Origin of the sequence: Henriciella sp. (assembly GCF_029936995.1) — a bacterium.
Lineage (GTDB): Bacteria > Pseudomonadota > Alphaproteobacteria > Caulobacterales > Hyphomonadaceae > Henriciella.
Genome location: NZ_JAPYRE010000002.1, coordinates 319,459 through 343,350, shown reverse-complemented (window position 1 = coordinate 343,350; position 23,892 = coordinate 319,459). Strand labels below are relative to the sequence as shown.

30 protein-coding genes are annotated in these 23,892 nt (G+C 60.4%); 12 read left to right on the top strand and 18 right to left on the bottom strand.

The genetic code is table 11. The features are described from left to right. Nucleotides 1-2: 2 nt before the first annotated feature. The 4 genes from rpe to htpX all read right to left on the bottom strand — a co-directional run bounded on the left by rpe (nt 3) and on the right by htpX (nt 3,564). The gene (rpe, locus tag Q1K31_RS05965) at nt 3-668 is read right to left on the bottom strand and encodes a ribulose-phosphate 3-epimerase (RefSeq protein ID WP_300377721.1); all 666 of its coding nucleotides are present in this window, start codon (nt 666-668) and stop codon (nt 3-5) included. 91 nt (nt 669-759) lie between these two features. After that, a complete protein-coding gene (locus tag Q1K31_RS05960; protein ID WP_300377718.1) occupies nt 760-1,257 on the bottom strand; it encodes a glycine zipper 2TM domain-containing protein in 498 nt (165 codons plus the stop codon). Nucleotides 1,258-1,366: 109 nt separating this feature from the next. Then, entirely contained in the window at nt 1,367-2,653 is a 1,287-nt protein-coding gene (locus Q1K31_RS05955; protein WP_300377716.1) for an RsmB/NOP family class I SAM-dependent RNA methyltransferase, read from the bottom strand. Continuing rightward, the gene (gene htpX, locus Q1K31_RS05950) at nt 2,650-3,564 is read right to left on the bottom strand and encodes a zinc metalloprotease HtpX (protein WP_300377714.1); all 915 of its coding nucleotides are present in this window, start codon (nt 3,562-3,564) and stop codon (nt 2,650-2,652) included. The genes Q1K31_RS05955 and htpX overlap by 4 nt, the downstream gene beginning before the upstream one ends. Nucleotides 3,565-3,678: 114 nt before the next feature. On the opposite strand from htpX, the gene Q1K31_RS05945 reads away from it, so the two are divergent. Both Q1K31_RS05945 and Q1K31_RS05940 read left to right on the top strand, forming a co-directional pair. After that, the gene (locus tag Q1K31_RS05945; RefSeq protein WP_300377712.1) at nt 3,679-3,864 is read left to right on the top strand and encodes a DUF1674 domain-containing protein; all 186 of its coding nucleotides are present in this window, start codon (nt 3,679-3,681) and stop codon (nt 3,862-3,864) included. 165 nt (nt 3,865-4,029) lie between these two features. Continuing rightward, complete coding sequence (locus Q1K31_RS05940) at nt 4,030-4,572, top strand: hypothetical protein (protein WP_300377710.1); 543 nt, start codon at nt 4,030-4,032, stop codon at nt 4,570-4,572. Nucleotides 4,573-4,583: 11 nt separating this feature from the next. On the opposite strand, the gene Q1K31_RS05935 is transcribed toward Q1K31_RS05940, so the two are convergent. From Q1K31_RS05935 to Q1K31_RS05925, 3 genes are all read right to left on the bottom strand, one after another. Next, complete coding sequence (locus tag Q1K31_RS05935) at nt 4,584-5,600, bottom strand: aldehyde reductase (RefSeq protein WP_300377708.1); 1,017 nt, start codon at nt 5,598-5,600, stop codon at nt 4,584-4,586. A 108-nt stretch (nt 5,601-5,708) separates the two neighbouring features. Then, nucleotides 5,709-6,464, bottom strand: coding sequence for a hypothetical protein (locus Q1K31_RS05930; protein WP_300377706.1), 756 nt, complete (start codon nt 6,462-6,464; stop codon nt 5,709-5,711). 85 nt (nt 6,465-6,549) lie between these two features. Beyond that, nucleotides 6,550-7,524, bottom strand: coding sequence for a DMT family transporter (locus tag Q1K31_RS05925; RefSeq protein ID WP_300377705.1), 975 nt, complete (start codon nt 7,522-7,524; stop codon nt 6,550-6,552). On the opposite strand from Q1K31_RS05925, the gene Q1K31_RS05920 reads away from it, so the two are divergent. Next, nucleotides 7,523-7,834, top strand: a complete 312-nt coding sequence (locus Q1K31_RS05920; RefSeq protein WP_300377703.1) for a hypothetical protein — start codon at nt 7,523-7,525, stop codon at nt 7,832-7,834. The two genes, Q1K31_RS05925 and Q1K31_RS05920, sit on opposite strands and share 2 nt — an antisense overlap. On the opposite strand, the gene Q1K31_RS05915 is transcribed toward Q1K31_RS05920, so the two are convergent. Then, the gene (locus Q1K31_RS05915) at nt 7,831-8,718 is read right to left on the bottom strand and encodes an SDR family NAD(P)-dependent oxidoreductase (protein ID WP_300377701.1); all 888 of its coding nucleotides are present in this window, start codon (nt 8,716-8,718) and stop codon (nt 7,831-7,833) included. The two genes, Q1K31_RS05920 and Q1K31_RS05915, sit on opposite strands and share 4 nt — an antisense overlap. Before the next feature lie 124 nt (nt 8,719-8,842). After that, nucleotides 8,843-11,035: a prolyl oligopeptidase family serine peptidase gene (locus tag Q1K31_RS05910; protein WP_300377699.1), complete on the bottom strand. Its 2,193-nt coding sequence runs from the start codon at nt 11,033-11,035 to the stop codon at nt 8,843-8,845. Between the two features lie 113 nt (nt 11,036-11,148). Here Q1K31_RS05910 and Q1K31_RS05905 point away from each other — a divergent pair, with 113 nt between their 5' ends. Then, nucleotides 11,149-12,837, top strand: coding sequence for an amidase (locus Q1K31_RS05905; protein WP_300377697.1), 1,689 nt, complete (start codon nt 11,149-11,151; stop codon nt 12,835-12,837). A gap of 52 nt (nt 12,838-12,889) precedes the next feature. Here the strand turns inward: Q1K31_RS05905 and Q1K31_RS05900 are convergent, their stop codons facing one another. The 4 genes from Q1K31_RS05900 to Q1K31_RS05885 all read right to left on the bottom strand — a co-directional run bounded on the left by Q1K31_RS05900 (nt 12,890) and on the right by Q1K31_RS05885 (nt 15,359). Then, entirely contained in the window at nt 12,890-13,402 is a 513-nt protein-coding gene (locus tag Q1K31_RS05900) for a hypothetical protein (RefSeq protein WP_300377696.1), read from the bottom strand. A gap of 42 nt (nt 13,403-13,444) precedes the next feature. Next, entirely contained in the window at nt 13,445-13,744 is a 300-nt protein-coding gene (locus Q1K31_RS05895) for a hypothetical protein (protein WP_300377694.1), read from the bottom strand. A 161-nt stretch (nt 13,745-13,905) separates the two neighbouring features. Continuing rightward, on the bottom strand, nt 13,906-14,868 hold the full coding sequence (mdh, locus tag Q1K31_RS05890; protein ID WP_300377692.1) for a malate dehydrogenase: 963 nt from the start codon (nt 14,866-14,868) through the stop codon (nt 13,906-13,908). A 110-nt stretch (nt 14,869-14,978) separates the two neighbouring features. Beyond that, nucleotides 14,979-15,359: a hypothetical protein gene (locus tag Q1K31_RS05885; protein ID WP_300377690.1), complete on the bottom strand. Its 381-nt coding sequence runs from the start codon at nt 15,357-15,359 to the stop codon at nt 14,979-14,981. A 118-nt stretch (nt 15,360-15,477) separates the two neighbouring features. Between Q1K31_RS05885 and Q1K31_RS05880 the strand changes: the two genes are divergently transcribed. Further along, a complete protein-coding gene (locus Q1K31_RS05880; protein WP_300377688.1) occupies nt 15,478-15,936 on the top strand; it encodes a helix-turn-helix domain-containing protein in 459 nt (152 codons plus the stop codon). Nucleotides 15,937-15,942: 6 nt separating this feature from the next. On the opposite strand, the gene Q1K31_RS05875 is transcribed toward Q1K31_RS05880, so the two are convergent. After that, the gene (locus Q1K31_RS05875; RefSeq protein ID WP_300377686.1) at nt 15,943-16,497 is read right to left on the bottom strand and encodes a DUF1465 family protein; all 555 of its coding nucleotides are present in this window, start codon (nt 16,495-16,497) and stop codon (nt 15,943-15,945) included. 92 nt (nt 16,498-16,589) lie between these two features. Then, complete coding sequence (locus Q1K31_RS05870; protein WP_300377684.1) at nt 16,590-16,760, bottom strand: DUF1192 domain-containing protein; 171 nt, start codon at nt 16,758-16,760, stop codon at nt 16,590-16,592. 277 nt (nt 16,761-17,037) lie between these two features. Between Q1K31_RS05870 and Q1K31_RS05865 the strand changes: the two genes are divergently transcribed. From Q1K31_RS05865 to Q1K31_RS05855, 3 genes are all read left to right on the top strand, one after another. Then, complete coding sequence (locus Q1K31_RS05865; protein WP_300377682.1) at nt 17,038-17,550, top strand: hypothetical protein; 513 nt, start codon at nt 17,038-17,040, stop codon at nt 17,548-17,550. 136 nt (nt 17,551-17,686) lie between these two features. Next, nucleotides 17,687-18,673 carry an NAD(P)H-quinone oxidoreductase gene (locus Q1K31_RS05860; RefSeq protein ID WP_300377680.1) on the top strand — a complete coding sequence of 329 codons (987 nt, stop codon included), beginning with the start codon at nt 17,687-17,689 and terminating at the stop codon, nt 18,671-18,673. A gap of 147 nt (nt 18,674-18,820) precedes the next feature. Continuing rightward, complete coding sequence (locus tag Q1K31_RS05855) at nt 18,821-19,483, top strand: DUF1013 domain-containing protein (protein WP_300377678.1); 663 nt, start codon at nt 18,821-18,823, stop codon at nt 19,481-19,483. Between the two features lie 131 nt (nt 19,484-19,614). On the opposite strand, the gene Q1K31_RS05850 is transcribed toward Q1K31_RS05855, so the two are convergent. Continuing rightward, entirely contained in the window at nt 19,615-20,538 is a 924-nt protein-coding gene (locus tag Q1K31_RS05850; RefSeq protein WP_300377675.1) for a methyltransferase domain-containing protein, read from the bottom strand. Here Q1K31_RS05850 and Q1K31_RS05845 point away from each other — a divergent pair. From Q1K31_RS05845 to Q1K31_RS05830, 4 genes are all read left to right on the top strand, one after another. Beyond that, nucleotides 20,537-21,307, top strand: a complete 771-nt coding sequence (locus tag Q1K31_RS05845; RefSeq protein ID WP_300377673.1) for a ComF family protein — start codon at nt 20,537-20,539, stop codon at nt 21,305-21,307. The two genes, Q1K31_RS05850 and Q1K31_RS05845, sit on opposite strands and share 2 nt — an antisense overlap. Nucleotides 21,308-21,339: 32 nt before the next feature. Beyond that, nucleotides 21,340-21,600, top strand: coding sequence for a glutaredoxin 3 (gene grxC, locus Q1K31_RS05840; protein WP_300377671.1), 261 nt, complete (start codon nt 21,340-21,342; stop codon nt 21,598-21,600). Nucleotides 21,601-21,616: 16 nt separating this feature from the next. Next, nucleotides 21,617-22,054, top strand: coding sequence for a DUF1178 family protein (locus Q1K31_RS05835; protein ID WP_300377669.1), 438 nt, complete (start codon nt 21,617-21,619; stop codon nt 22,052-22,054). A 95-nt stretch (nt 22,055-22,149) separates the two neighbouring features. After that, nucleotides 22,150-22,452: an aa3-type cytochrome c oxidase subunit IV gene (locus Q1K31_RS05830; RefSeq protein ID WP_300377667.1), complete on the top strand. Its 303-nt coding sequence runs from the start codon at nt 22,150-22,152 to the stop codon at nt 22,450-22,452. 13 nt (nt 22,453-22,465) lie between these two features. On the opposite strand, the gene Q1K31_RS05825 is transcribed toward Q1K31_RS05830, so the two are convergent. Further along, nucleotides 22,466-23,632 carry an epoxide hydrolase family protein gene (locus Q1K31_RS05825; protein ID WP_300377665.1) on the bottom strand — a complete coding sequence of 389 codons (1,167 nt, stop codon included), beginning with the start codon at nt 23,630-23,632 and terminating at the stop codon, nt 22,466-22,468. A gap of 62 nt (nt 23,633-23,694) precedes the next feature. Beyond that, nucleotides 23,695-23,883, bottom strand: a complete 189-nt coding sequence (locus tag Q1K31_RS05820) for a Flp family type IVb pilin (protein WP_300377663.1) — start codon at nt 23,881-23,883, stop codon at nt 23,695-23,697. Nucleotides 23,884-23,892: the final 9 nt, after the last annotated feature.

The window sequence follows — 23,892 nt, the reverse complement described above, 5'->3', positions numbered from 1 at the left end:
TGTTACTTCACCGCACCGCGCAGGGCCTTGATATTCCCGGCATAGTGCTCCGCGCCCCCTTTGAAGACAGCAGACCCTGCAACAATTGCGCTCACACCGGCATCGATTGCCTTTGGCGCTGTTTCAGGGTTGAGACCACCATCAACCTCAAGAATAATATCGCGTCCCGTTTTATCAATCTTGCGGCGAAAGGATTCGATCTTTCTCAGCTGACTGTCAATAAAACTTTGTCCCCCAAACCCTGGATTGACCGACATGACGAGGATCATGTCGATATCGTCGATAATCGGATCGACGATTTCCGCCGGTGTACCGGGATTGATCGCCACGCCTGGCTTCATGCCCGCAGCCCTGATTGCCTGCAAGGTCCGGTGAATATGCGGACCGGCTTCCGGGTGAACCGTCAGGATGTCGGCCCCGGCCTTTGCGAAAGCGTCGATGAAAGGGTCCACCGGGGCAATCATCAGGTGCACATCAAACGGTTTGTCCGAGTGCGGACGCAACTTTTCAACGACAGGCGCACCGAAAGTCAGGTTGGGTACGAAGTGGCCATCCATGACATCGACATGGATCATATCCGCGCCAGCTGCATCAATCGCACGGATTTCGTCGCCAAGCCTGGCAAAATCAGCTGATAGAATCGAAGGGGAAATCAGGACATCACGCATGTCTATCGCCTAGAACCAAACCGCCGCCAGCACAAGGCTGACGGCGGTAGACGCAGTGTCTTTCAACTGCAACACTTTGTCTGGTTAAAGCCTAGTAATATCCGGCTGGAGAGACCGTTACACGGTTCTGGCCGAAGGTTACGTTCACGCGGCTGCCCGGCTGGATATAGATATCCGCGCCCTGAACGATTTCCTTCACATCGCCACTGTCGAAGCGGATCGTGTAGGCAAAGCCCCGGCGGGTGTTCGCGCCCTTTCCAAGCTCGTTACCGGCAAGCCCGCCCAGTACGGCACCCCCTACGGCACCTGCCGTCTGGGCCTTGTCGCCACCACCAAGCTCAGACCCGGCAAGTCCGCCCAGTACGGCCCCGGTTGCAACACCAAGAATGGACTGGTCAGGACGGATTGTAACTTCACGGACAGCCGTGACCGTTCCTTCACGGACAGTCGAGGCATAACCGACGCCCGTGGAACTTACGGTATTGGCCCCATAGCCACTGGCACAGCCCGCAAGCACCAGCGTAAGGGCGGCAAATGCGCCGGCCATCATCCTGCTCGGCGTCTTCACGGTTGCTGTTTCGGTCGTCATTGGGTGCTCCTTTGCACATTGGACGCCTGGATTATCCGCATCCTCGACTGAACCGGATATGAACCTGTGGCGGCGAATTTAAGGCGACTATTCCGATCGACCCTGAACGTCAGCCCGTTTTACGTGCAAGGCGAGAAACATGGAAGATATCATGGCCATGATGACTGTCCGGCAAGGTGACAAGGTCCCCCTCATCCGTGAGGCCGTTGGCAAACGTTCCAGCCTCATCGGGGGTTATTGCAACACGCTCAAGCAAGCCCTCGGACACTACGCGGTCCACCACATCGGCCCCTTCCCGCTTCAGCGGCGTGCAGACGCAGTAGACAAGCCGCCCTCCCGGTTTCAGCATTCCGGCAGCAGCTCTCAACAGACGCACCTGAACATCAGGAAAGCGGGCAATGTCCGCCGGGCTCTTGATCCATGCCCCTTCCGGATGGCGACGCAATGTACCCAGTGCTGAACAGGGCGCATCCAGCAGGACCCGGTCGGCCAGTTCTGGTGGCGTCCAGTCCTCCAGCTTGGCCTTGATGACTTCCACGCGAGCGGCAAGCCCGGTCCGGCCGAGGTTGTCGCGCACACGCTCCAGCCGCACGGGCGAGCGGTCGATGGCGACGACATCTGCACCGGCTGCGGCCAGTTGCATGGTCTTTCCACCCGGCGCGGCACAGAGATCGAAAGCCGTTTCGCCCGCTCTGGCACCAAGCAGGCGTACAGGCAGGGCTGCCGCCGCATCCTGCACCCACCAGTCACCATTGTCATAGCCTTCCAACCGGGAGACATCACCCGTCGGCACACGCACACTTGTGTCTGCGATGACCTCACCCGACAGGGCTCTAGCCAGCGCCTGCAACTGAGCCGGGTCCTTCGGCGTGAGATGCAGGTCCGGTTCTTCAAGCTGGGCCGTCGCCAGTGCGTTCGCCCCCTCAATGCCAAGACTGGTCATCATTTCCACTGTCAGCCAGTCCGGCCATATGGCTGTTACCGGCGCCGCATCGAAATGGCTGCGGTCGCGCACAGCCTTGCGCAGGACCGCATTGAGAAATCCTGATGCACTACGCGCGCGTGCCCAGTTCTTGGCGGCATCGACAGTTTCGCTGACAACCGCATGTGCCGGAGTTTCCATGAGCCAGGCCTGCGCCGCACCGATTCGCAGCAAAGCCCGGGCAGGCGGGGTGGCTGTATCCAGAGACCGCGAAAGGAAAGGCGCAAGCCCCTTGTCGATCCGGCCGAGCTGGCGAAGCGCTGCACTTGCCATGGCCCTGGCGAATGCCCGGTCAGGCCCCTGTAGTTTGCCGAAAACTTCCGAGGCCGTCATCGCCTCATCAAGCGTGCGGCGATTATCCAGCGTTTCGATCAGGAGGTCTGCTGCTGCCTGCCTTGCCCTGGCTCCACTCATCCCCAGGGCCCACTCGCCTCGGCTTCCACGGAAGCTGTCTCGGCGGCTTCACCGGAGGGCGCAATATTCATCTCCGCCGCCAGCTTGCGCAGCGCCTCGACACGGTTGGCGGTTGCGGGGTGAGTCGAGAACAGGCTGTCGCCCTTGCGTCCAGCCAGCGGGTTCATGATGTACATATGCGCCATAGCCGGGTTGTCTTCGGCTTTCTGGTTCAGCGTCGCCTTGGCCCCGCGGTCGATCTTTTCCAGTGCCGAAGCGAGCCAGTGCGGGTTTCCGCAGATTTCAGCGCCCAGCCGATCGGCCTCATACTCCCGCGAACGGCTTATCGCCATCTGGACCAGACCAGCAGCCATCGGCGCGAAGATCATGATCGCAATCGAGCTGACAATCCCGCCGCGCTCGCGATTGCCGAAGAAAAGCGCAAAGCTGGACAGCATGCCGATCGCACCGGCAATCGTCGCCGTCACCGTCATGGTGAGCGTGTCACGATGTTGCACGTGCGCCAGCTCATGCGCCATGACGCCGGCAACTTCTTCCCGGGTCAGTGTATTGAGAAGCCCCATCGTCGCGCAGACGGCCGCATTATTCGGGTCACGGCCCGTCGCGAAGGCGTTCGGCTGCGGGGTATCTATCACATAGATTTTAGGCTGCGGCATGCCTGCATGTTCCGCCAGGGCCCGCGTATCGTTCGCAAAGGTCTGGATCATCGGCGACCGCTCGTCCGGGGTGACTTCACGCGCCCCCTGCATCCGCAGGACAATCTTGTCAGCGTTCCACCAGGAATACACGTTCATTACAAGCGCGACAGCAAAGGCGATGGCCATGCCGACCGCTCCACCGATGAGATAACCGACACCCATGAACAGTGCTGTCAGGACGGCAAGCAGAATAAATGTTTTCAGTGTACCCACGAAAAAGATCCACTCCTTGATCAACAGAGGCTTCTTTTAAATGTCTGTCAGTGGAATATATGGAAAGCGTTAACGCATGTGGGAAGCATGCCTGCTGCGAATGAAAGAAATGTCATGAGCAAATCCCTTTCTCCCGAAGCTGAACGTGCCCTGGCCGAAGCCGCCGCCCGGCGTGAAGCCCAACAGACCCGCGAGGCAGAGCTGGAAGCCCAGCGCGAAAAGGAAAATGGCGGCCCGCGTAAGATCGAGCCGACCCGTTATGGCGACTGGGAACGCAAGGGCATCGCCTACGACTTCTGAACAGGCTTTGCTTGCCACCTTCATGCGCCTGACACGGGAAGCCGGCTCGCCTCACAGGTTAACCTGTTTGCATAAACAGTATCATGGGAGTTTACTGCTGACTGGCCTCCGGCTTGCTCGTTTTCATGCCGGACACACGTGAATCTCGCTCAGGAGGCGAATTGCATGTCAAAACGCTACAGTTTCGCCGCGCTTGCAGCAGGCATGGCCATGATTGCAACACCGGCCTTTGCCGATGGTTATCCTGACCGGCCCGTCCAGAAAGGTCCGCCGCCGCTTGAAGCCCATGCGCCTGCTCCGGACTGTGAACTGATTGGCGGGGAAGACTGGTACTGCCCGCCACAGCACACCACGACGCGGCGTTATGTCGATGAGTCGAAGACCCGGCACTATGTAAAACGTTACACCACCGGGGGCATATGCTGCACGCCATCTGCCCCGCCACCTCAGCGCGTCGTCTATCAGAGACCCGTTGAACGCGGCCTGTCGATCGACATCGCCGGCTTCAGCGGCGGCGTCGGGGCCGGCGTCGATGGTGGATTCTATGGCGGCGGAGGCGGTTTCGCCTATGCCAGCGCCAGTGCATCATCAAGTGCCTACGCCTCAGCAGCGGCCCGCATCGCTTTCAGCGCCAGCTTCAGGGGTGGTCACAAGGGCGGTGGATGCCGGGGCGGCTGCGGCAAGGGTGGAGGCAAGGGCAAGCACTAGCCTGCCTGCTGCTATACGACACCCAGCCGGACAAGGCTTGCCGCACTTTCGCGGATCGCATTTTCAGCCGGGATCGGCGTGATCCCGAGAACGCGCTTCAGCTTGTCATTTGAGAAAGCCCTCTCCCGGCCAAGCTCCGGAATAACCTGCTTGAGCGGCGGATTGAAGAAAGCTGCCAGCTTAACGACCCAGTTCGGCAGGGTTCCCTTGGGCAGCTTGCGGTCCGGATAGGCCCGCTGCAGGATTTCGCCGATTTCTTCAAACTGCAACATGCGCTCACCGAGCAGGAAGCGCTCACCTGCCGCCTCAGGCAGGGTCATGGCGCAGACATGTGCCTCGGCCACGTCGCGCACATCGATGACGCCGAAACTGAGCTTCGGATAGGCCGGCAACTTCCGCGCCATGGGCTGGGTTATAAGCTCCAGCGAAGACGAAACATCCGCACTCATAGCCGGGCCAAGCACGGCGACCGGGTTGATAACGGAAAGCTCCAGCCCCTCGCCCTCTTCCTCGACATAGGCCCACGCCGCCTGCTCCGCGATCGTCTTCGAGCGGGCATAGGCGGTATTGTCTTTCAGGTTGTCAGGGTTGGACCAATGCTCCTCGGTCAGGACTTCCGGGCGCGAGTCCCCCCATCCATAGGCGATTGCCGCCATGGAGGAGGTCATCACGACCCGTTTTACGCCAGCCTGCTTTGACGCTTTCAGTACGCGCAATGCCCCATCCCGTGCGGGTACGATCAGTTCGTCAGCGCTTTTCGGCACGGTCGCAGGAAAGGGCGAGGCGACATGCTGGACATAGTCCACACCGTTAACGGCTTCCTGCCAGCCCGCATCGCTGGAAAGGTCCGCCTCGATGATCGGTATATTGACGTCATGGCCAGCATAATCAGATAGCACGCGATTCAGCTGCCCCGCCTTGGCGGCTGACCTGGCCGTCCCACGGACCTCATGTCCATCCGCCAAGAGGCGCAGGATCAGGTGCGATGCGATAAATCCCGTCGCCCCGGTGACAAGAACAGTTCCCATAAGAAGCCCTCCGTGCTGGCCCGCCCGCCCCGGAGGACGCCGGATGCGCCCAAGGAGCCTGCTATTATCGGCCTGGCGGGCCGGAAAGCTATTCTCCAGCCCGTCCTATCAACGAAACACGTCGCCGATGGTTTCCAGTGTCGTGCCTTCCTTGAGGTCGCGCAGATGGACATAGAGCACGGAAACGCCCACCGAGGACAGCACGCCTGCCGCCGTGGATACGATCGAGTTCAGGAACACGTCCCAGAAACTCGAGGGCATGCCCTGATAGCCCGCGCCCCCAAGGGCCGCGATGAAAAGGCCGACAATGAACATTGCGATCCAGGCAATCACGATCAGCGCGAAAATGCGCCAGCGCTGCCCCTCTGTCAGCTCCATGCTGCGGCCGAATGCACGAATGATCCCCGTTCTTTCCGTGACAAAGGCTGGCACGGCCACAGCCCAGAGCGTGATCAGGATCAGCCCCGGCACAATCAGCAGCATGAAACCGATAAAGATACCGAGACTCATCAGGATCGACAGGCCGATCAGTGGCAGGAAAAGCCGCAAGGCCACCGAGAGTGAGCTGTTGAAATCAGGCTCACGCCCCGACATCGTCTCGACAGTCGTATGGACGACAGCCGCCTGCAGGATCAGGGGAAGCAGGCCCGCGATGATGCTGACCAGCCAGAACCCCAGCGAGAACTGCGGAATCGTCCCTTCTGAAACGGCCTCAGCCATGATCTGCGATGAGATCAGTCCGAGAACCAGGCTCGGCACGCCCACAATTATCACGGCAAGGATCACGAGATCCTTGAGGCGTTGGCCTGTTATGCTGAATGTCTTCGTGAAGACATAGCCAATATCGAGATTACGGTCAGTCATGATTCTATCCTCCACCCTGAGTATACGGAAATGACCATATGGACCGGACATGGGCAAGCATGAATCTGGCAGAATTTCCGTAAGGTCAGCGGTCCTGCAGGATCGTCACCGGCTGGGCCTGTTTCTTGCGGTCGCGCAGCGTGATGTAGACCGCCGAGACGATGATGATGCCGGCCCCGATCCAGACATTCGTACCCGGCAGGAGACCGACAACCAGAAGATCTGCCACCGTCGCCATCGGCAGGCGCAGATAGTCGAGCGGCGAGATGAAGGAGGCATCCCCGACGCTGACGCCTGATATGTAGCAATACTGCGAGACATATCCCGTCAGCGCCATGAATACGATCCAGCCCCATGTCTCCAGCGACGGCATTGACCAGAATATGAAGACGAAGGGCAGGAGCAGTACGGTCGAGAGAATGTTGGCATAGGTCAGCAGCGCTACCGCCGAGAGCTCAGCGCTCAGCGTCTTCACAAGCACGATTGCAAACGCCAGGAAAAAGGCGCTGCCAAGCGCACACAGCGTGCCCCCGTCAAGCTGGAAACCGGCGCTGGCGCCGGGCTCCCAGAACATGAAGACGCCCGGCACGACCATGATCAGTACGCCGATAAAGCCGATCGCCACAGCGCCCCAGCGATGCGGGCCAACCATCTCGCGCAACACGATCGCCGCCAGGACCGTCACGAAGAGTGACCGCGAAAAGCTGATCGCGTTGAACTGCGACAGCGACAGGGTGAAGAAATCCGACACTGCCAGCATGGCGAGCGTGAAACCGAGCGTGCCGAAGAGCGACCGTGCGACAAGCAGGCCGGGGCGTTTTGTCTTCATGCTCGATAGCCCGACACGCAGGATGATCGGAACAGAGACGATCAGCGCGAAGAAAGACCGCCAGAACGCCAGGAAAACCGGATGCACATCCTGGGACAGCTCCTTGGCCAGAACGGTATAGACTGTGAAACCTACCCCTGAGAGCACCATGAAGACAGCACCCAGGGCATTGCCAGACAGGCGCGGGCCTTTACTCTCAGGCGCAGCATTTTCAGGGGATTGGTCAGTCATGAATCGGTTTTCCCAACAGGACCTCGACGATATAGACAAGCTCTGGCGCAGCGTGCCCGCCGATCATGTATGGACAGGCTGGTCTGCCAGCGGGGCCGAACCGGACGAAGTGTGGCTGTATCGCACTCGCGCCCACTGGCGCAAATTTCCACTGCGCAAGAACGAAACCGGCTATGCGCTTTTTGATGAACGGGACCAGAAGGTCGCTGAAGCAGTTACGCTTCAGGACCTGCTGCACGCCGTTGAAAGCATACCGGGACTTACAGAAGCCTCGGAGAATAATGGGCCGGGCTCGAACGGGAACCCCTAACTTCCCTGCCCCGCCAGCATCGCCTGGCGCATCTCCTCTGCCTGCTCGGCACTGATCCCCAACGCATCCAGAAGCGGCCCGGCGTCGGTCTCGTCCCAGCTATGCCGCGGGCCGACCGTCATGCCGCCATCGACAAGGAATTCCCCGCCGGTCATGAACTCGGCGCGGTCGGAGCCGAGGAACGCCGCCATGTCGGCAATATCCTTCGGCAGGCCCGTCCGTCCGGCGGGCTGCATCCTGCCGCCCTGCTGCTGGACCATTGCCGCCATCTGGTCGGCCTGCTCACGCGACAGGCCCAGCGAGGACCCGAAGATGGACGTTGCGATGAAGCCGGGCAGAATCGCGTTCACACGGATCCTGTATTTCGAGAGTTCGGCCGCGGCGAGCTTGGAAAAATGCGCCACGCCCTTCTTGCAGACCGAATAGGTAATTGGGGCATACCCGGCTGTAATGGCTGAGATCGATGATGTGTTGATCACTGATCCGCCGCCACGCTTTTTCATGTACGGCACGGCGAGCTTGGTGCCGACAAAGACCGACTTCAGGAGCAGGTCGACCGTCGCGGTGAAACCATCTTCATCGAGATCCTCGACCCCGGTCGGCGTGCCGCCATGCCCGGCATTGTTCCAGAGGATATCAACTCCGCCAAACGCCTCTTCAGCCGTTTCGAAAAGCTTCTGGAATTCATCCCGCTTCGTCACGTCGCAATGGACATAGCGCACCGTATCGGCTCCGAAGCGCTCCTCCAGCGCCTTGCCCTTCTCGTCCTGCAGGTCCCCGGCGACGACCTTCGCACCCGCCTCGACGAAAACCTCCACGCCCGAATAGCCGATCCCGCTGGCCGCACCTGTAATGATCGCCGTCTTGCCCGATAGCTCGCCCATCTTTTCCTCCACTTGATTTTATGCGGAAGAAAAGGGCGCGTCAGGCCCGCCGAAGTCAAGATTGGCGTCGGGGAAGGAAGCGGGATAAAGCCCCACCACTTGGCAGTGGGGCTTTACCTCATGACTACTCGCCGCTTTCGGGAAACAGCCGGCGGTGAAGGTAGGTATACTCCAGCGCCGTGCGCCGGGCGGTTTCCTTCTGGTTGGCTGCTGCCGAGTGGCCGCCATCAATGTTCTCGTAATAGAGGAATGGCTTGCCGCTCTCCTCGAAAAGTTTCGCCATCTTGCGGGCATGGCCGGGGTGAACCCGGTCATCCTTCGTCGATGTCACGAAAAACGGCGTTGGATAATCGGCTTGTGAATCAAAGTTCTGGTAAGGCGAGATTGTCTCAAGGAAGGCCCGCTCCTCCGGCACGTCCGGAGAGCCATACTCATCCACCCATGACGCGCCCGCCAGCAGCTTGTGATAGCGCAGCATGTCGAGCAGCGGCACCTGAATGACAACGGCATCCCAGAGATCCGGGCGCTGGGTCAGCATCACACCCATGAGCAACCCGCCATTGGAGCCGCCCATGATACCGAGATGCTCGGTCGAAGTGATGCCGCGTTCGATAAGATCCTCGCCGACCGCGATGAAATCATCATAGACGATCTGGCGCTTGGTCTTCAGGCCCGCCTGGTGCCATTCCGGGCCGAACTCGCCGCCACCGCGGATATTGGCGAGCACATAGGCCCCGCCCTGCTCCAGCCAAAGCCGGCCGCGCACGGCCGAATAGGACGGGTTCATCGAGACCTGGAAGCCACCATAGCCATAGAGCAGTGTTGGCGTGTCGCCAGTCATTTCCATGTCTTCGCGGTGGATGATGAAGTACGGGATCTTCGTGCCGTCCGTCGAGGTCGCGAAATGCTGCTCGACGGCGAGACCTTCGGTGTCGAACTTCGCCGGCAGGCTCTTCAGCGGCGTCACTTCGCCAGTGGCGACGTCATAGCGCAACAGCGAGTCCGGGGTCAGGAAACCTTCATAATTCAGGAAGACCGTATCGACATCCTTGTCGGCGAACGCGATTCCCGACTGGCCCTTGCCCGGCAGTGCGATCTCGCTTGTTGTCCAGCCATCGGCACCGGGCTCCAGCTTCAGCACCTTGCCGACGACGTTCTCGTCAATCGAGAGCAGCGCTGCGCCATCGGCTACAGCCACGCCGTTCACAGCCTGCGTCTCATCCGGGTGGAAGACCAGCGACACCGGCGGCAATTCGCGCGTCTCGAGGACTGTATCGAGATCGAAGGCCACAACATCGCCAGACTTGAAAGACACATCCTGTCCTTCAGGCGTCCAGTCCTGCTGCAATGAAACGAGGAACTGGCCCTGATAGATGCCTTCCGGCTCGGACTTGGGCGGGACCGGCCATTTCACCGGCGTCTCCTCGCCTTCCGGCAGCCACCAGTATGTCGAGGTAAAGAAGGTATCGGCCTGCACCACGCCCTGAAGCCGTGTGCCGTCCTCCTTCTCGATCACCATCGGCCAGACACCGACATCGGTTGTCTCGCCGCGCAGCACCTCTTTCGCCTCAGAAAGCGGCGTGCCGCGCGTCCAGCGCTTGACGATGTAAGGATAGCCGGACTCGGTGACAGTGCCCTCGCCCCAATCTGTGCCGATCAGCACTGTGTCGGCATCAGCCCAGGCAATGCCCTGCTTGGCTTCCGGGGTGACGAAGCCGTTCTCGACAAAGCTTTTTGTCGACAGGTCGAACTCGCGCTGGATGACCGCATCCTTGCCGCCATCCGACAGCGAGACCATGCAGAGCCACTTGCCGCTATCGTCCGGCTCGAAACAGTTTGCGCCCTTGTAGACCCAGTTCTTGTCTTCAGTCTCGGCGAGCTTGTCGATATCGAGAACGGTCTCCCATTCCGGCTCCTCTGCGGCATAGCTCTCCAGCGGTGTGCGCCGCCAGATACCGCGTACATGGGTTTCATCCTGCCAGAAATTGTACACCATCCCGTCACGGATCGTGCCGTAGGGAATGCGCTCGTCGGAGGTCAGAACCTCGAGTGCCTTGTTGTAATAGTTTTCATAGCGTGTGCCGGACTGGAGATCTTCCAGGCTACGTTCATTCTGGCTGCGCACCCAGTCCAGCGCGCGTTCACCCTCGACCTCTTCAAGCCACAGATAGGGGTCGGTCGTCTCGCTATTGGCTGTCACGTCTGTTCCGGTCTCCATATTCTCGGATTCTGTCTTTTCAGTTTCTTCTGCCGCTGCCGAAAATCCGGGCACGGCCAAAGCAAATATGGTGGCGAGGGTGGCAGTCCAAATGCGCATGCGGAACTCCTGGGTTCATGATTGCTGGATTTTCATCCGGAGCTATTTACACTTGCAAATGCAACTATGCGCAAGGGGCGGAAATGACAGGACCAAGCAGACGAAATATTCTCATGGGCGCTAGCGCCGGTATCGCCGCACTCGCCAGCTTGTCCCGCAAGGCAGCCGCCCAGAAGCCAGATAATGCCCTTGAGGTAGACATGCTGCCAGATGCCGAACGTGTCGCAGGTGTCAGCTTCACGCCGGACGAGCGTCAACAGATGGTCGGCGCCATTGAAGAGCGGCTGGAGGCCATCCGTGCCTTGCGTGGAGTCGCCAAACCCAACACGCTCGCACCAGCCCAGGTTTTTGACCCCCGGCTGTCCGGCATCGCTTATGACACAGGTGAGACGAACGCGGTCAATGTCACGCCGCCAGAGCCCGGTATCCCGCCCGCCAGCGGGGACCATATCGCCTTCGCGCCTGTCGCCCAGCTTTCCCACTGGATCCGTACGAAACAGTTGACATGCCGCGAACTGACAGACCTCTACCTAGCCCGCATCAAGGCCCATGACTCGAAACTGAACGCGTGGATCACGCTCACGCCTGAACGCGCGCGTGCCGAGGCCGACGCCCTGGATGCTGAGATCGAGGCGGGGAAGGTCCGCGGGCCGCTCCATGGCATACCCTATGGCTTGAAAGACCTGTTCGATGCCGAAGGCGCCCCTGTCACCTGGGGCGCTGAACCCTACAAGGATCAGGTCGCAGAAACCGACAGCGCGATCGTCAAACGCCTGCATGCGGCAGGAGCGGTCCTGCTTGGCAAGACAAGCTGCGGCGCGCTGGCCTATGGTGACATCTGGTACGGTGCTGTTACGCGTAACCCATTCGATCCACGCGAGGGTTCATCGGGCTCCAGCGCGGGCTCTGCCAGCGCCACAGCCGCGGGGCTATGCGCCTTCGCTATCGGCACCGAGACCCTCGGCTCGCTTGTCTCACCTTCGCACCGTTGCGGGACCACTGCCCTTCGTCCGACATTCGGCCGGGTCTCACGCGCAGGCGGTATGGCGCTCTGCTGGTCGCTCGACAAAGTCGGGCCGATGGTGCGGCATGTCGAGGATATCCCGCTGATCATGGATGCTCTGAATGGTTTCGACCCCGCTGATGCAGCTTCGATCCCCACCGGTTTTTCGTATCCGGGCCGCGAAGCAGGCAAAGGCCTGACGCTCGGCTTCGCCCCGGCCTGGGCAGACGCGGCTAACGATGCCGAACTTGCCGCGTTCGAAAAAGCGAAGGCGCTTGCCGGCAAGGTCGTGGAGGTCAAGCTGCCGGACCTGCCGCAGGAGCCGCTCTTCCAGCAACTCCTCGCCGAGGCGGCCGCAACCTTCGAGGACCTCACACTTTCAGACCGCGACGACATGATGAAATGGCAGGAAGATGCTGCCTGGCCGAACAGCTTCCGGGCCGTACGCTTTCTGACTGCCATAGACCTCATTCAGATCGACCGGCTCCGTCGCCTCTGGATGCAGGCCATCAATGAGATGTTCGACGGCATCGACATCATCATCGGTCCGAACTTCACATCCGGCCTGCTGACGCCGACGAACTTCACCGGTCATCCCTGCCTGGTCATGCGGGCAGGCTTCCAGGAAACCCGGCCACGCAGTCTGTTCAATGCCGAGAGCGAAGAAGACATCGCAACCGCTCTGACACCTGTCGCCGTATCCCTGTGGGCGCCACTGTTCGGGGAAACACGCCTGCTCGCTTTCGGCGCCGACCTTGAACGGGAACTGGAAGTCGCAGGCAAGCGGCCGGACCTTTGATATTGGTCTGATCTGAAGACGGGCCGGGACCGAGGCTTGCTGCATTCAGGGGCTATCCCTCAGGCGCCACCGTTCGCCAGAAATCCACCGCGCTGTCTATCAGTTCCAGTGAATGCCCGATGGATGCGGCCTCATCCGTGTCTACCATTGATGGTCGCACGGGCTGAGTAATCACGAGGTGGCGCACCAGCCGCGTGGCAACAACAAGCCCGGCCGGCAAGCCACCTGTCTCTATGTCGAGGCCATCCGGTTTCGGGTGCATCACGCCATTGCGCGCATTGATGAGCTCTTCCAGGGCGCGATAATGTTCTGGTTTGAGAGGGGCTGTGTAGGGTTGGACGAGGCAGGCTTCATCACCCACCCGCACGGCCAGCTCCCCCGGTCCCGGCATCACCGGCAGTTCCGCTTCCGCTTCGTGCAGCGCCAGTGTGCAAGCCTGCTGCATCATCAGCACAGCGCCGGTCACAAGCCAGGGCAGCGACGCCTCATCCTCGGGCACGAGCCCCGCATGAACGGCGGTGAACCTTGCAGTGTCAGCGATCTGCCGGGAAAGTGTTAGGGCCATGGAGGCGGTGTCTAAGCCGCCTCCAGGCATTGATCCAGAGGGCTATTGATCCTCTTCCATCATTTCGTCGGACTCATCGTCACCCATGCCCTCGTCCATCATCGCATCGTCGGACATGTCATCCTCATGCATCATGTCATCGCCCGACATGTTTTCATGCGAGCCGTGATCCATCTTGTCTTCAGACATGGAGTCGTCCTCCATCATCTTGTCATCGGACATCGCCTCATCGGACATTTTCTCTTCAGACATCTTGTCCGAAGAACCTCCGTGCTGATGCGCAAAGGCAGGCATGGCGGCGCTCATCATCAGTGCTGCGGCAATCGTGGTCGTCTTCATCATGGACAGATCTCCCTTGTTTGATGTGCCTGCACGCTATCAGCCTGCGCGCATCAACTGGAAATGACATCCGGACACGCTGTTGTGAGAGCCGGGTGAACACAACGCACAAAAAAGGCCGGACCCACCGGGCCCGGCCTCTCCGAAATCTCTTTCTGCCTGAATTACTTCAGGTTCGAGTCGATCTTCTTGCACGCTTCGATGAGGCCCTTCACGGCATCAATCGAATTGGTCAGCATGCCGCGCTCATCGTCGTTGAGGTCGAATTCGAGGACCTTTTCCACGCCATCTGCGCCGATCAGGGTCGGCACACCGACATAGAAGCCGTCGACACCATATTGGCCGTCGCAATAGGCGGCTGCCGGCACAACGCGCTTCTGATCCTTGAGATAGGACTGCGCCATGGCGACAGCGCTTTCAGCCGGAGCATAGAAGGCCGAGCCGGTCTTGAGCAGGCCGACAATCTCGCCGCCGCCCTTGCGGGTACGGTCGACGATGCCGTCGAGTTCGTCCTGGGTCATCCAGCCCTGCTCGACCAGCTGCGGCAGCGGCAGGCCACCCACGGTGGAGTGACGCACCATCGGAACCATCGTGTCGCCGTGGCCGCCCAGCGTCCAGGCATGCACGTCTGCGACCGACACGCCGGTCTTTTCCGACAGGAAGTAGGCAAAGCGCGAGCTGTCCAGCACACCGGCCATACCGACCACCTTGTTCTTCGGCAGGCCCGAGAACTGCTGCAGCGCCCAGACCATGGCGTCGAGCGGGTTGGTAATGCAGATCACGAAGGCATTCGGCGCGTTTTTCTTGATGCCTTCGCCGACGGCCTTCATCACTTTCAGGTTCGTCTCGATCAGGTCGTCCCGGCTCATGCCCGGCTTGCGCGGCACACCCGCGGTCACGATGCAGACATCTGCCCCCGCGATGCCTTCATAGTCATTGGCACCCTTGAGATCGACGGACGAGCCATAGACCGGCGTCGATTCTGCAATGTCGAGGCCCTTGCCCTGCGGCAGCCCCTCGGCAATGTCGAACAGAACCACGTCACCGAGCTCTTCACGCGCACAGATGTGGGCGAGCGTGCCGCCAATCATGCCTGAACCGATAAGAGCAATCTTCTTGCGAGCCATGGGAGGCCTCCTTCCTGCGATGTTTCATCAACACTTTCTGCGCGCGACACCTAGAGCAGATTTTCCCGGAAGGGAACTGCCCGCTATGCCACAGGGGCAAAAGCTGCCCCTCAGGCCCTGACCTTGCGGGCAGTCGCCTCAATCGCAGCGGCAAAGGCGCTCGCCTTGAAGCAGCGGATGGAGCGGGTCTCCTCCCCGGTACTGATCTCGATAATGCGCGTCACGAATGCCTTGCACACACTCACGTTCTCCACCTCGGCAAGCGGGATGCGCCACGCCAGCGTCTTCGGATCGAGATGGAAGCGCCGGTTCATCGCATTGGCCCTGAAGACAAGTTCCTCCGGTGTAAGCCAGACATTTCCGCCGACCCAGAGCCCGCCCATGGCCCGGCTCGCCACAGCGCCCGCAAAACCTGTCACGCCCTTGGCCTGCGCCTCAGCAAAGAGCGCACTCGCCATGCGTGTGTCGATCGCTGTCTTGGGGACCCGCATCCGTTCATCGCCTCTTGTATCGCAGCCGGTCTAGCAGCCCCCGGCGCGCCTGCGAAGCCTTTCACCGCTGCAAACTCTAGGCTGGATTTGGAAGACGAACTCATGCATGGATAACGTCATGATACCGCTGTCGCGCAAATCCCCCGTCTCGCCCGAGCGCTGTAACCTGGCGCGCGCCGTCAATGAGATCGGCGACCGCTGGACGCTGCTCATCCTGCGCTCAGCGCTCTACGGCCTGCGCCGGTTCGACGATTTCCAGTCCGAACTCGGCACCCCGCGCACCATCCTTTCTGGCCGGCTCAGATCGCTGGTCGAGACTGGCTTGCTGGAAAAGAAGATGTACAAGGTCGAGGGCAAGCGCGCCCGGCCGGAATACGTACTGACCGAGAAAGGCGAAGCGCTGCGCCCCGTCCTTATCGCGCTGACCCAGTGGGGCGATGTCTGGCTCGACAGTGACAGCCTGCCCCCGGTCAGCTTCACAGACATGCAGAGCCGCCAGTCTGTCCGCACAGCCTTCGTCACTGCCGAAGGCCGCGAAGTGCCAAGCGAAAATCTGCGGATCGTGCTGAGGCGGTAGAACGGGCTAGCGCGCCCGCGCCCAGACTTGTAGCGGATCGAACGCCCCGTCTTCGGCGGCCGCCTTCAACTCGTCGATCTGGCGCTGGACCGGGCTGTGCTCACCCTCGTGACCCTCGACATAGATGGCCTCGTCCAGGCGGCAGATCCGGCCATAGAGGTTCTCGGTCTGCTCGACGAGATCGAGGAAATGATCCGGCAGGCCTAGCCCGCGCTGCTTGGACGCATCAAGCGGCGGGCCCTCGCGGCTGATACGGTATTTTTTCTTGAGCGCATCCTCATATGCCATGTCCCCATCCCGAACAGCCTTCTGCATGACAAGCCAGCTGGCCGCCTGCATCAGCTTTGAGGTCAGGTCCATGCTCCAGGCCGCATAAGTCAACCCGGCTTCGCGTGGAAGTGACTTTGCCATGTCACGGCCCGGCCCGTCGAGGAAGGCGGCAGCCTCCTCGACCAGCGCCATGCCATCGGCGAATACGCGTTCGAAGACCCGGCTCGTCGTATAATCCGGCAGGCCGGGGCCTTCAGTGTGTCTCGGGGCGGGGTTGGGCGTAACGGCCATATCTGTCCAAACGTGTCCAGTTGTATCAATCTGCTACAGATTATGCAGGTTTTAGGCCGTTCGGTGTTTAAAGGATATTAAGGAAACCACCCTCAGGACTTGAAGAAGTCGTCAGCGGCCGATTTATGCGCCTGTTTGCGCTCGATCTCGGCCTCGCACGCGGCGATTTCAGATTTCAGCGACTCGATACGGGCTTTCAGCTCGTCAACGGAAAGCCGCTCCATATCGATCGCGGCGGGTTTCGGTGGATCATCTTCGAACATTGATTGCGCGGCTCCATCCCAGTTGGCCTCAGGTCAGACAGGCAAGGACAGGCGCGTGGACAAATCAAGTGCCGTTTTGAACCGGGTCCGTATCGGGGCCGCTCTTCTTGCCCCTGCGTAAAGCTCTTGGTATGATTAATTGTCTTTTAACCGGGGACTTAGGGGACAGATCATGACAATCAGCACCTTTCTTAACAGACTCTGCGCCTGGACAGCCTGCATGTGCCTTATGGTGTGGCCTGCACCGTTTGTGACCGCCCAGACGGACATCACTGCAATGGCAAACACTGACCCTGTCGAGACGTATTGTCGTGATGGCGGGAGACGCGAGAGACTTTTCGACTGCTCCTGCATCGGCGCGAGTGCTGGCGATGTCCGCCTGGCAATGGCCGGGCAGGCCGCCGAGAAAAATGCGCGCGCCATAAAGAGCACCGAGAAGGCAATTGACCGTCTCAGGGACATGGCCACCAAACGGCCCGAACAGGCTGCGGCATTCGAGAGCAAGATCGCGGACCAGCAGCAGAAACTCGAACAGCTCAGGAACCCTGACCCGATGTCGTTCGGCAATGGCGTGGTCATGAAATACTATGACACGGTTCCTCAATGCCGCCGTCATGATGGCGCATACCAGGCGACTTTTGATAGCTGCATGCGTGTCCCGAATGACGGGCCCGGCTATTGCGAGTGCGTGGCCGGAAAGATCGCGGATACCTGGGTTGGCCGTCCGGTGGTTTCCTCTTCAGACCTGCGCAGCAAGGAAGTAAGCGTCCGCCTTGCCTGCAGGCAATAATCCCCTGCCCCGCCTGACATTTCCCGGCTGCACTCTGGAAAGAACCGCTGAGCTGTTCTAGGGCTGACGCTGCCTGCCCATCCCTCCATACGCGGGGGGATGGCTGGCAGATGCCAGGCAAAGCCGCGGAGGAATCATGACCGACCTGATGAAAGCCGTCATCGCTGAAGACGGTGAAGCCCTGAAACTGCAGGACGTGCCACGCCCGGCCCTCGGTCCGCACGATGTCATGGTCAAGGTCGCCGCCGCAGGCATCAACCGTGCGGATCTGGTACAGCGGACCGGCAACTATCCGCCCCCGCCCGGCGCCTCCGAGATCATGGGACTGGAATGTTCCGGCACAATCACTGAAGTTGGCGAAAAGGTCACAAGGTGGAGTGAAGGCGACCGTGTCTGCGCCCTGCTTGCAGGCGGCGGCTATGCCGAATTCTGCGCTGTCGACGAGGGCTCCTTGCTGCCCGTGCCGGAGAACCTGACGCTGCTGCAGGCCGCGGCCCTGCCAGAAGCCATGATGACGGTCTATGCCAATATCTTCATGCGGTGCACCTTCAGGAAGTTCGAAAGCGTGCTTATCCATGGCGGGACGTCCGGCATCGGCTCAATGGCGATACAGATGGTGAAGGCCGCAGGCGCCGACGAGATCTGGACCACTGCCGGCTCCTCGGAAAAGTGCAAGGCTGCCGAACTCTTCGGCGCCACGCGCGCCATCAATTACAAGGAAGAGGATTTCGAGGAGATCGTAAAATCTGCTGGCGGGGCGGATGTCATTCTCGACATGGTCGGCGGTGATTATGTCCAGAAGAACATTTCCGCGGCCCGCGTGAACGGGCGTATCTGCAACATCGCCTATCTCAATGGCCCGAAAGTCGAGCTCAACCTGATCCACCTGATGCTGAAACGCCTGATCCTCACCGGAACGACGCTTCGTGCCCGGCCCGTCGAGGAGAAGTCAGAAATACGCGCCGCTGTCGAGGAACAGTTCTGGCCGCTGGTCGCCAGTGGCGAAATCCGGCCGGTCATCGAGGATACCTATGACTTCGACGAGGCCGAAGCCGCCCAGGCCCTCATGCAGAAGGGCGGACATATCGGCAAGATATTGCTGAATGTCGCCAAGGGCGGATAAGGGCCACTACAAAGCCCACCTTCCCAATCCGGCCCGAAAGGCTTATAATCCCCAGTGTTAGGATTTTTTCCCGTTCCGGAACCCTGACCGCCCGGCCCGAAAGGCCGGGCGGCTTGCGTTTTGGGACCAGAGCAAACGGAGCCCATCATGGCCGATATTCTTATGCCCAAGGCGACGGCCGTCTGGCTGATTGACAATACCACGCTGACCTTCTCCCAGGTCGCCGACTTCTGCGGCCTGCACTCGCTTGAGGTGAAGGGCATTGCCGATGGCGACGTCGCCGAGAACATGCGCGGCGTCGACCCGATCTCAGGCGGCGAGCTGACGCGCGAGGAAATCCGCAAGGGTGAGGAAGATTCCGACTATCGCCTGAAAAAGGCCGAGTCGAAAATCGCCCACATCCCGCAGCCAAAGCGCAAGGGCGCCCGCTACACGCCGGTCGCCCGCCGCCAGGACAAGCCCGATGCCATCGCCTGGTTCATTCGCAACCACCCGGAAGTTACCGATGCACAGATCTCCAAGATCATCGGCACGACGAAAGCGACGATCACCAATGTGCGCGACAAGACGCACTGGAATTCGCAGAACATCAAGCCGGTCGATCCGGTGACGCTGGGCCTGTGCACGCAGATCGAACTCGATGAAGTGATCTCTAAGGCGGCAAGCAAGCGCAAGAAGATGGATACGCAGAAAGAGTCAGAGCTGTCCGGGCCGGGCCTCAGGCCTGCCGAAGAGACAGACGCCCAGTCCGAAGCGGTCGACAGTGACACCCCGAACGCCGACGACATCTTCAGCGCATTCAAGAACTAGCCTGAATTCAGGATACATATCCAGATCAAGCCCGCACGCTTCGGCGCGCGGGCTTTTTCATGCCGCTTGCAAGTGGCTTTCTGGTGCACCGCTCTCACACCGTCACCAGACCGCTGCCAGACCATCGATTTTCAGGATTCTCCGCCATTCGTCCGCCCTGCTTTCCGCACGGCGTCCGCCAGGCTGTGGCGTGCGCTTCCCGGACGCAGGGGTTTGGGCTGGTTCGCATGCGGCGCCCAGCCTGACAGCCACACAATGTTGAAAGTCGCCCGCAAACGCCCGTCGGCGTCGCTAAATTTTTCGGCATAGAGCTCCGCCATTCGTGCCAGCACATGCGGCGACAGCGGACGGCGCGGCGCTTCCGCCTGCGTCATGAAAGCTGCCTGCTCTCCCATCCCCTTGATATCTCTGAGCAATCTGAATGGATCGCCATAGCGCACAGTAACCGTATCAATGTCAGCCACTGGCAGGGCGAAGCCTGCGCGCTGCATGAGCGCGGCCATGTCCTGCAGCCCCGGCAGCGGTGACAGGCGCGCAGCCGCCCCACCGGTTATCTCCGCCTCTGCCTCGATCAGACAGGTGCGCAGTTCAGACAGCGTACCGCCGCCGAACAGGCAGCCGAGAAACAGCCCGTCCGGCTTCAGCTGTTCGCGGATTCTCACGAGTGTGCCGGGCAGGTCGTTGACCCAGTGAAGATTAAGCACAGAAGTTACAAGGTCGTAGCGCTCTGGCTCCAGGGCAGGTGTTTCATCATCCAGAAGCCTGGCTTCAAGACCTTCGGCCTGCATCTGCTCGACGAAGCGCGGCGATATATCTGCCGCTTCGACAGCATCTACACGCCCGCTCTCCAGAAGTGACCGGGCCGCCCGCCCGTCATGTGCACCAAGATCCAGTGCGCGTTCGAAACGATGCGTGGAATCTTGCAGGCGCTCAATGAGCTGACTCGACTCCCGCGCCTTCAGGAAGGCATAGTCGTCATAATCGGGTGCAGCCCGGTCCCGGTGCAGGCGCACCTGGTTTCGATCAAAGAGTTTGGGTGGGGCAGAAGACGGCATGGGCCTTGATATGCATCGCTTGCGGCGTGCTGCAAAGGCTTCGCTGCGCTCAATGGGTGACTTTATCTGGCCCCCGCGGTCCCTCCTGACAGGTCTCAGTCATGGGGGTCAGGGACTGATCCCGCCAGAAGACTTTTCACGGCTTTCCTTTCTCGGCGGCAGTGGCTGCCGCGGCTGCGCCATGCCTATGGAAGCCGATCTTGGCGATGCAACCCTGTGTGGGGCGTGTGCTGCGAAGCCACCGCGCTGGCAGGCTGCCCGCGCCGCCCTTCAATATGACGATGCCTCGCGAAAGGCCATTCTCGACCTGAAACGTGCGGGCCGCCGCGACGGCCTGCCTGTCTTTGCCACATGGATGGACATGGCCGGTCGCGACGTCCTCGCTTCCGCCGACCTGATCCTGCCCGTCCCCCTGCATTACCGGCGACTGGCCAGCCGGGGCTTCAACCAGTCCGGATGGCTCGCCGCCGCCCTGTCACGGCGAACCGGGCGCCCCGCCATCATGGATGCACTGGTGCGCCACAAGCCCACGCCAAGCCAGGGCGGGCTCACCGCGCGCGAACGACGGAGGAATGTCCGTGGCGCCTTTACTCTCCGCCCATCGAAACGCGATGTGATCGAAGGGGCCCATATCGTGCTGGTCGACGATGTCTACACAACCGGAGCAACCCTTTCGGCGTGCACGCTTGCCTTGCAACGGGGCAAGGCTGCATCGGTCAGCATCCTTGTGCTGGCGCGCGTTGTCAGGCCCGCTGACATCACCATATAAAGGCTGCAACAAGCCGAGATCATGGAGCCACAATGCAAAAAGTGACCATCTACACACGCGCTTTCTGCCCCTTCTGCACACGGGCCGTTTCCCTGTTGCAGCAGAAAGGCGTCGACTTTACCGAAATCGATGCTGGCATGGACCCTGACAAGAAGCAGGAAATGGTCTCCCGTGCGAATGGTGCGCGTACTTTCCCGCAAATTTTTGTCGGCGATATACATGTCGGCGGCTGCGACGAGATGATGGCGCTGGAAAAATCCGGCAAGCTCGATCCAATGATCGAGGCTGCCTGAGCCCGACACTGAGCCAATGATCCGCTACGCCCTGGAATGTCTTGATTGTGAAACCGGCTTTGAGGCCTGGTTTGCATCTTCTGATGTGTTCGAGAAACAGGCTGAAGACGGGCAGGTCACATGCCCGTCCTGTGGCGGGCACACGGTTCGAAAACAAATCATGGCACCATCCGTGCGCCCTTCGGAGAAAGCCGGTGCCGCCGACCCTGAACGTGTCTTCGGCAAGCTCGCTGCCAGGGCCCGCCAGCATATCTCAGAGAATTACGATTATGTCGGCGACGGTTTCGCAGAAGAAGCCCGCTCGATGTATTATGGCGAGCGTGAGCATCGTCCCGTCTGGGGCGAGACAACGGCCGAGGAACGTGAAGCACTCAAGGAAGAGGGCGTTCCGGCTGCCCCTCTGCCACCGGCCTTTGTGCCTCCAAAACAAAAAGACACCTCGAAACTCAACTGATCCGGCGGTTAAAACAGCAGCTGCGACCGCGTGGCGCTTGACGAGACGCGCCGGGTTCGTAAAAAACGGCAGCAATCGAGCACGGAGAACGCCAAATGGCTTCGAGCGAATACACACGCGGCGAAATGGACATCAATGCTCAGTCGAGCATGTATAGCGGCTTCATGAAGGCCAGCACCTGGGGCGGCCTCATCCTGCTGCTTTCGGTCGGCTACATGGTGTTTACCCTGTCCATCGGCATGAACTGGCTCGTGTCGCTTGTCCTGTGCGCCGGCGCAGGCATTGCTATCGGTGTCGGCATGGGCATGGGTGGCGCATGGATCGCAACTGTTGTGGCGCTGGCAGGCGCGGCGATCTTCATCCAGATCCTGATCGCCCTTTTCACGATGGTGCTGTAGGCGATTTCAGCGCTTATAGGCTACGCGCCCAGGCTCTCACATCCTGCACGAACAGCTCCGGCACTTCCATGGCGGCGAAGTGCCCACCCTTCTCTATGTCTGCCCACCAGGTGATGTTATAAGCCCGCTCACACCAGCTACGCGGTGGAGGGGAATAAATCTCTTCGTCCGGATAGTTGGCAAAGCCGGTTGGCACCTCGACGCGCTTGCCTTCCGGCAGGGCCACACCCCCCTCCAGGAAGAGCGCCGTATAATACCAGACAGACGTCGCGATTGCGTCATTGACGAGATAGATCATGACATTGGTCAGGAGCTGGTCTCTGGAATAAACGCTCCAGAGATCGCCGTTCTCAAGGTCCGACCAGCCATGAAACTTCTCGAGAATCCACGCAGCTGTTCCAACCGGTGAATCCATCAGCGCCATGGCAAGCGTCTGCGGCTTTGTGGCCTGCTGCATGAAATAAGCGCCCTCAGCCTGCATCTTTGCCTGAGAGGCCTGCATCCATTCCGTCTCCGCCTCTGTCTGCGGGCGCGCAGGCGTCGGGCGCAGACCAATCATGTTGAGATGGATGGCCTCGCAACCTCCATCGCCGCTGGCTGCTGAATGGTTCAGCCCAAGATATGAGGTGACCAGCCCGCCCCAGTCCCCGCCCTGGGCGAGATAGCTGTCATAGCCCAGCACCTCGCGCATCAAACGGTCGAACAGGTCAGCCGTCTTGCGCTGCCCCATCGGCGAAGCAGGCTTTCCGGAAAACCCATAGCCCGGCAGGGACGGTATGACGAGGTCGAAGGCATCCTCGGCTTTCCCACCATGTTCAGAAGGATATGCGAGCGGGCCGATTGCCTCGTAAAATTCGTAAAAAGACCCCGGCCAGCCATGCGTAAGCAGGAGTGGGCGCTTCCCCTCCGCCTCACCGACAATGTGCAGGAAATGCACCCCGAGCCCGTCGATCTCTGCCTTGTAATGCGGCCATTTATTGAGCTCGGCTTCAGCCTCGCGCCAGTCATACTGGTTGAGCCAGTAGGCCTGAATATCCTTCATGACCGCAGCTGACATACCGAACTGCCAGGGTCCGCCAGCCTCCGGCGCGGGAAACCAGTTATAGGCTTCTACGCGTGAACGGATCCAGTCGAGCTTGTCCTGGCTGATCTCTATCCTGAAGGGCTGCGCTTTGGTCATGAGGTCTTTTTCCCGCCTGCTGAACAAGGGCGAGAATGGCAGGCCGTCACACCGCGTCAATATTACTCTGGGGAAGCCTCGTCGGTCGGGAAACCCTCTGCGGCAGAATCGAAGTTTCCGGATGTGTTCGTTCCCAGTGCCGTGATGCCGCCAATAATGGCGAGCACCATGAGCGCCATGACGAGCCCATACTCAACAGCCGTTGCACCCCTGTCTGACTTTTTGAGGCGCGAAATGGATTTCCGGACCATGGGCATTCC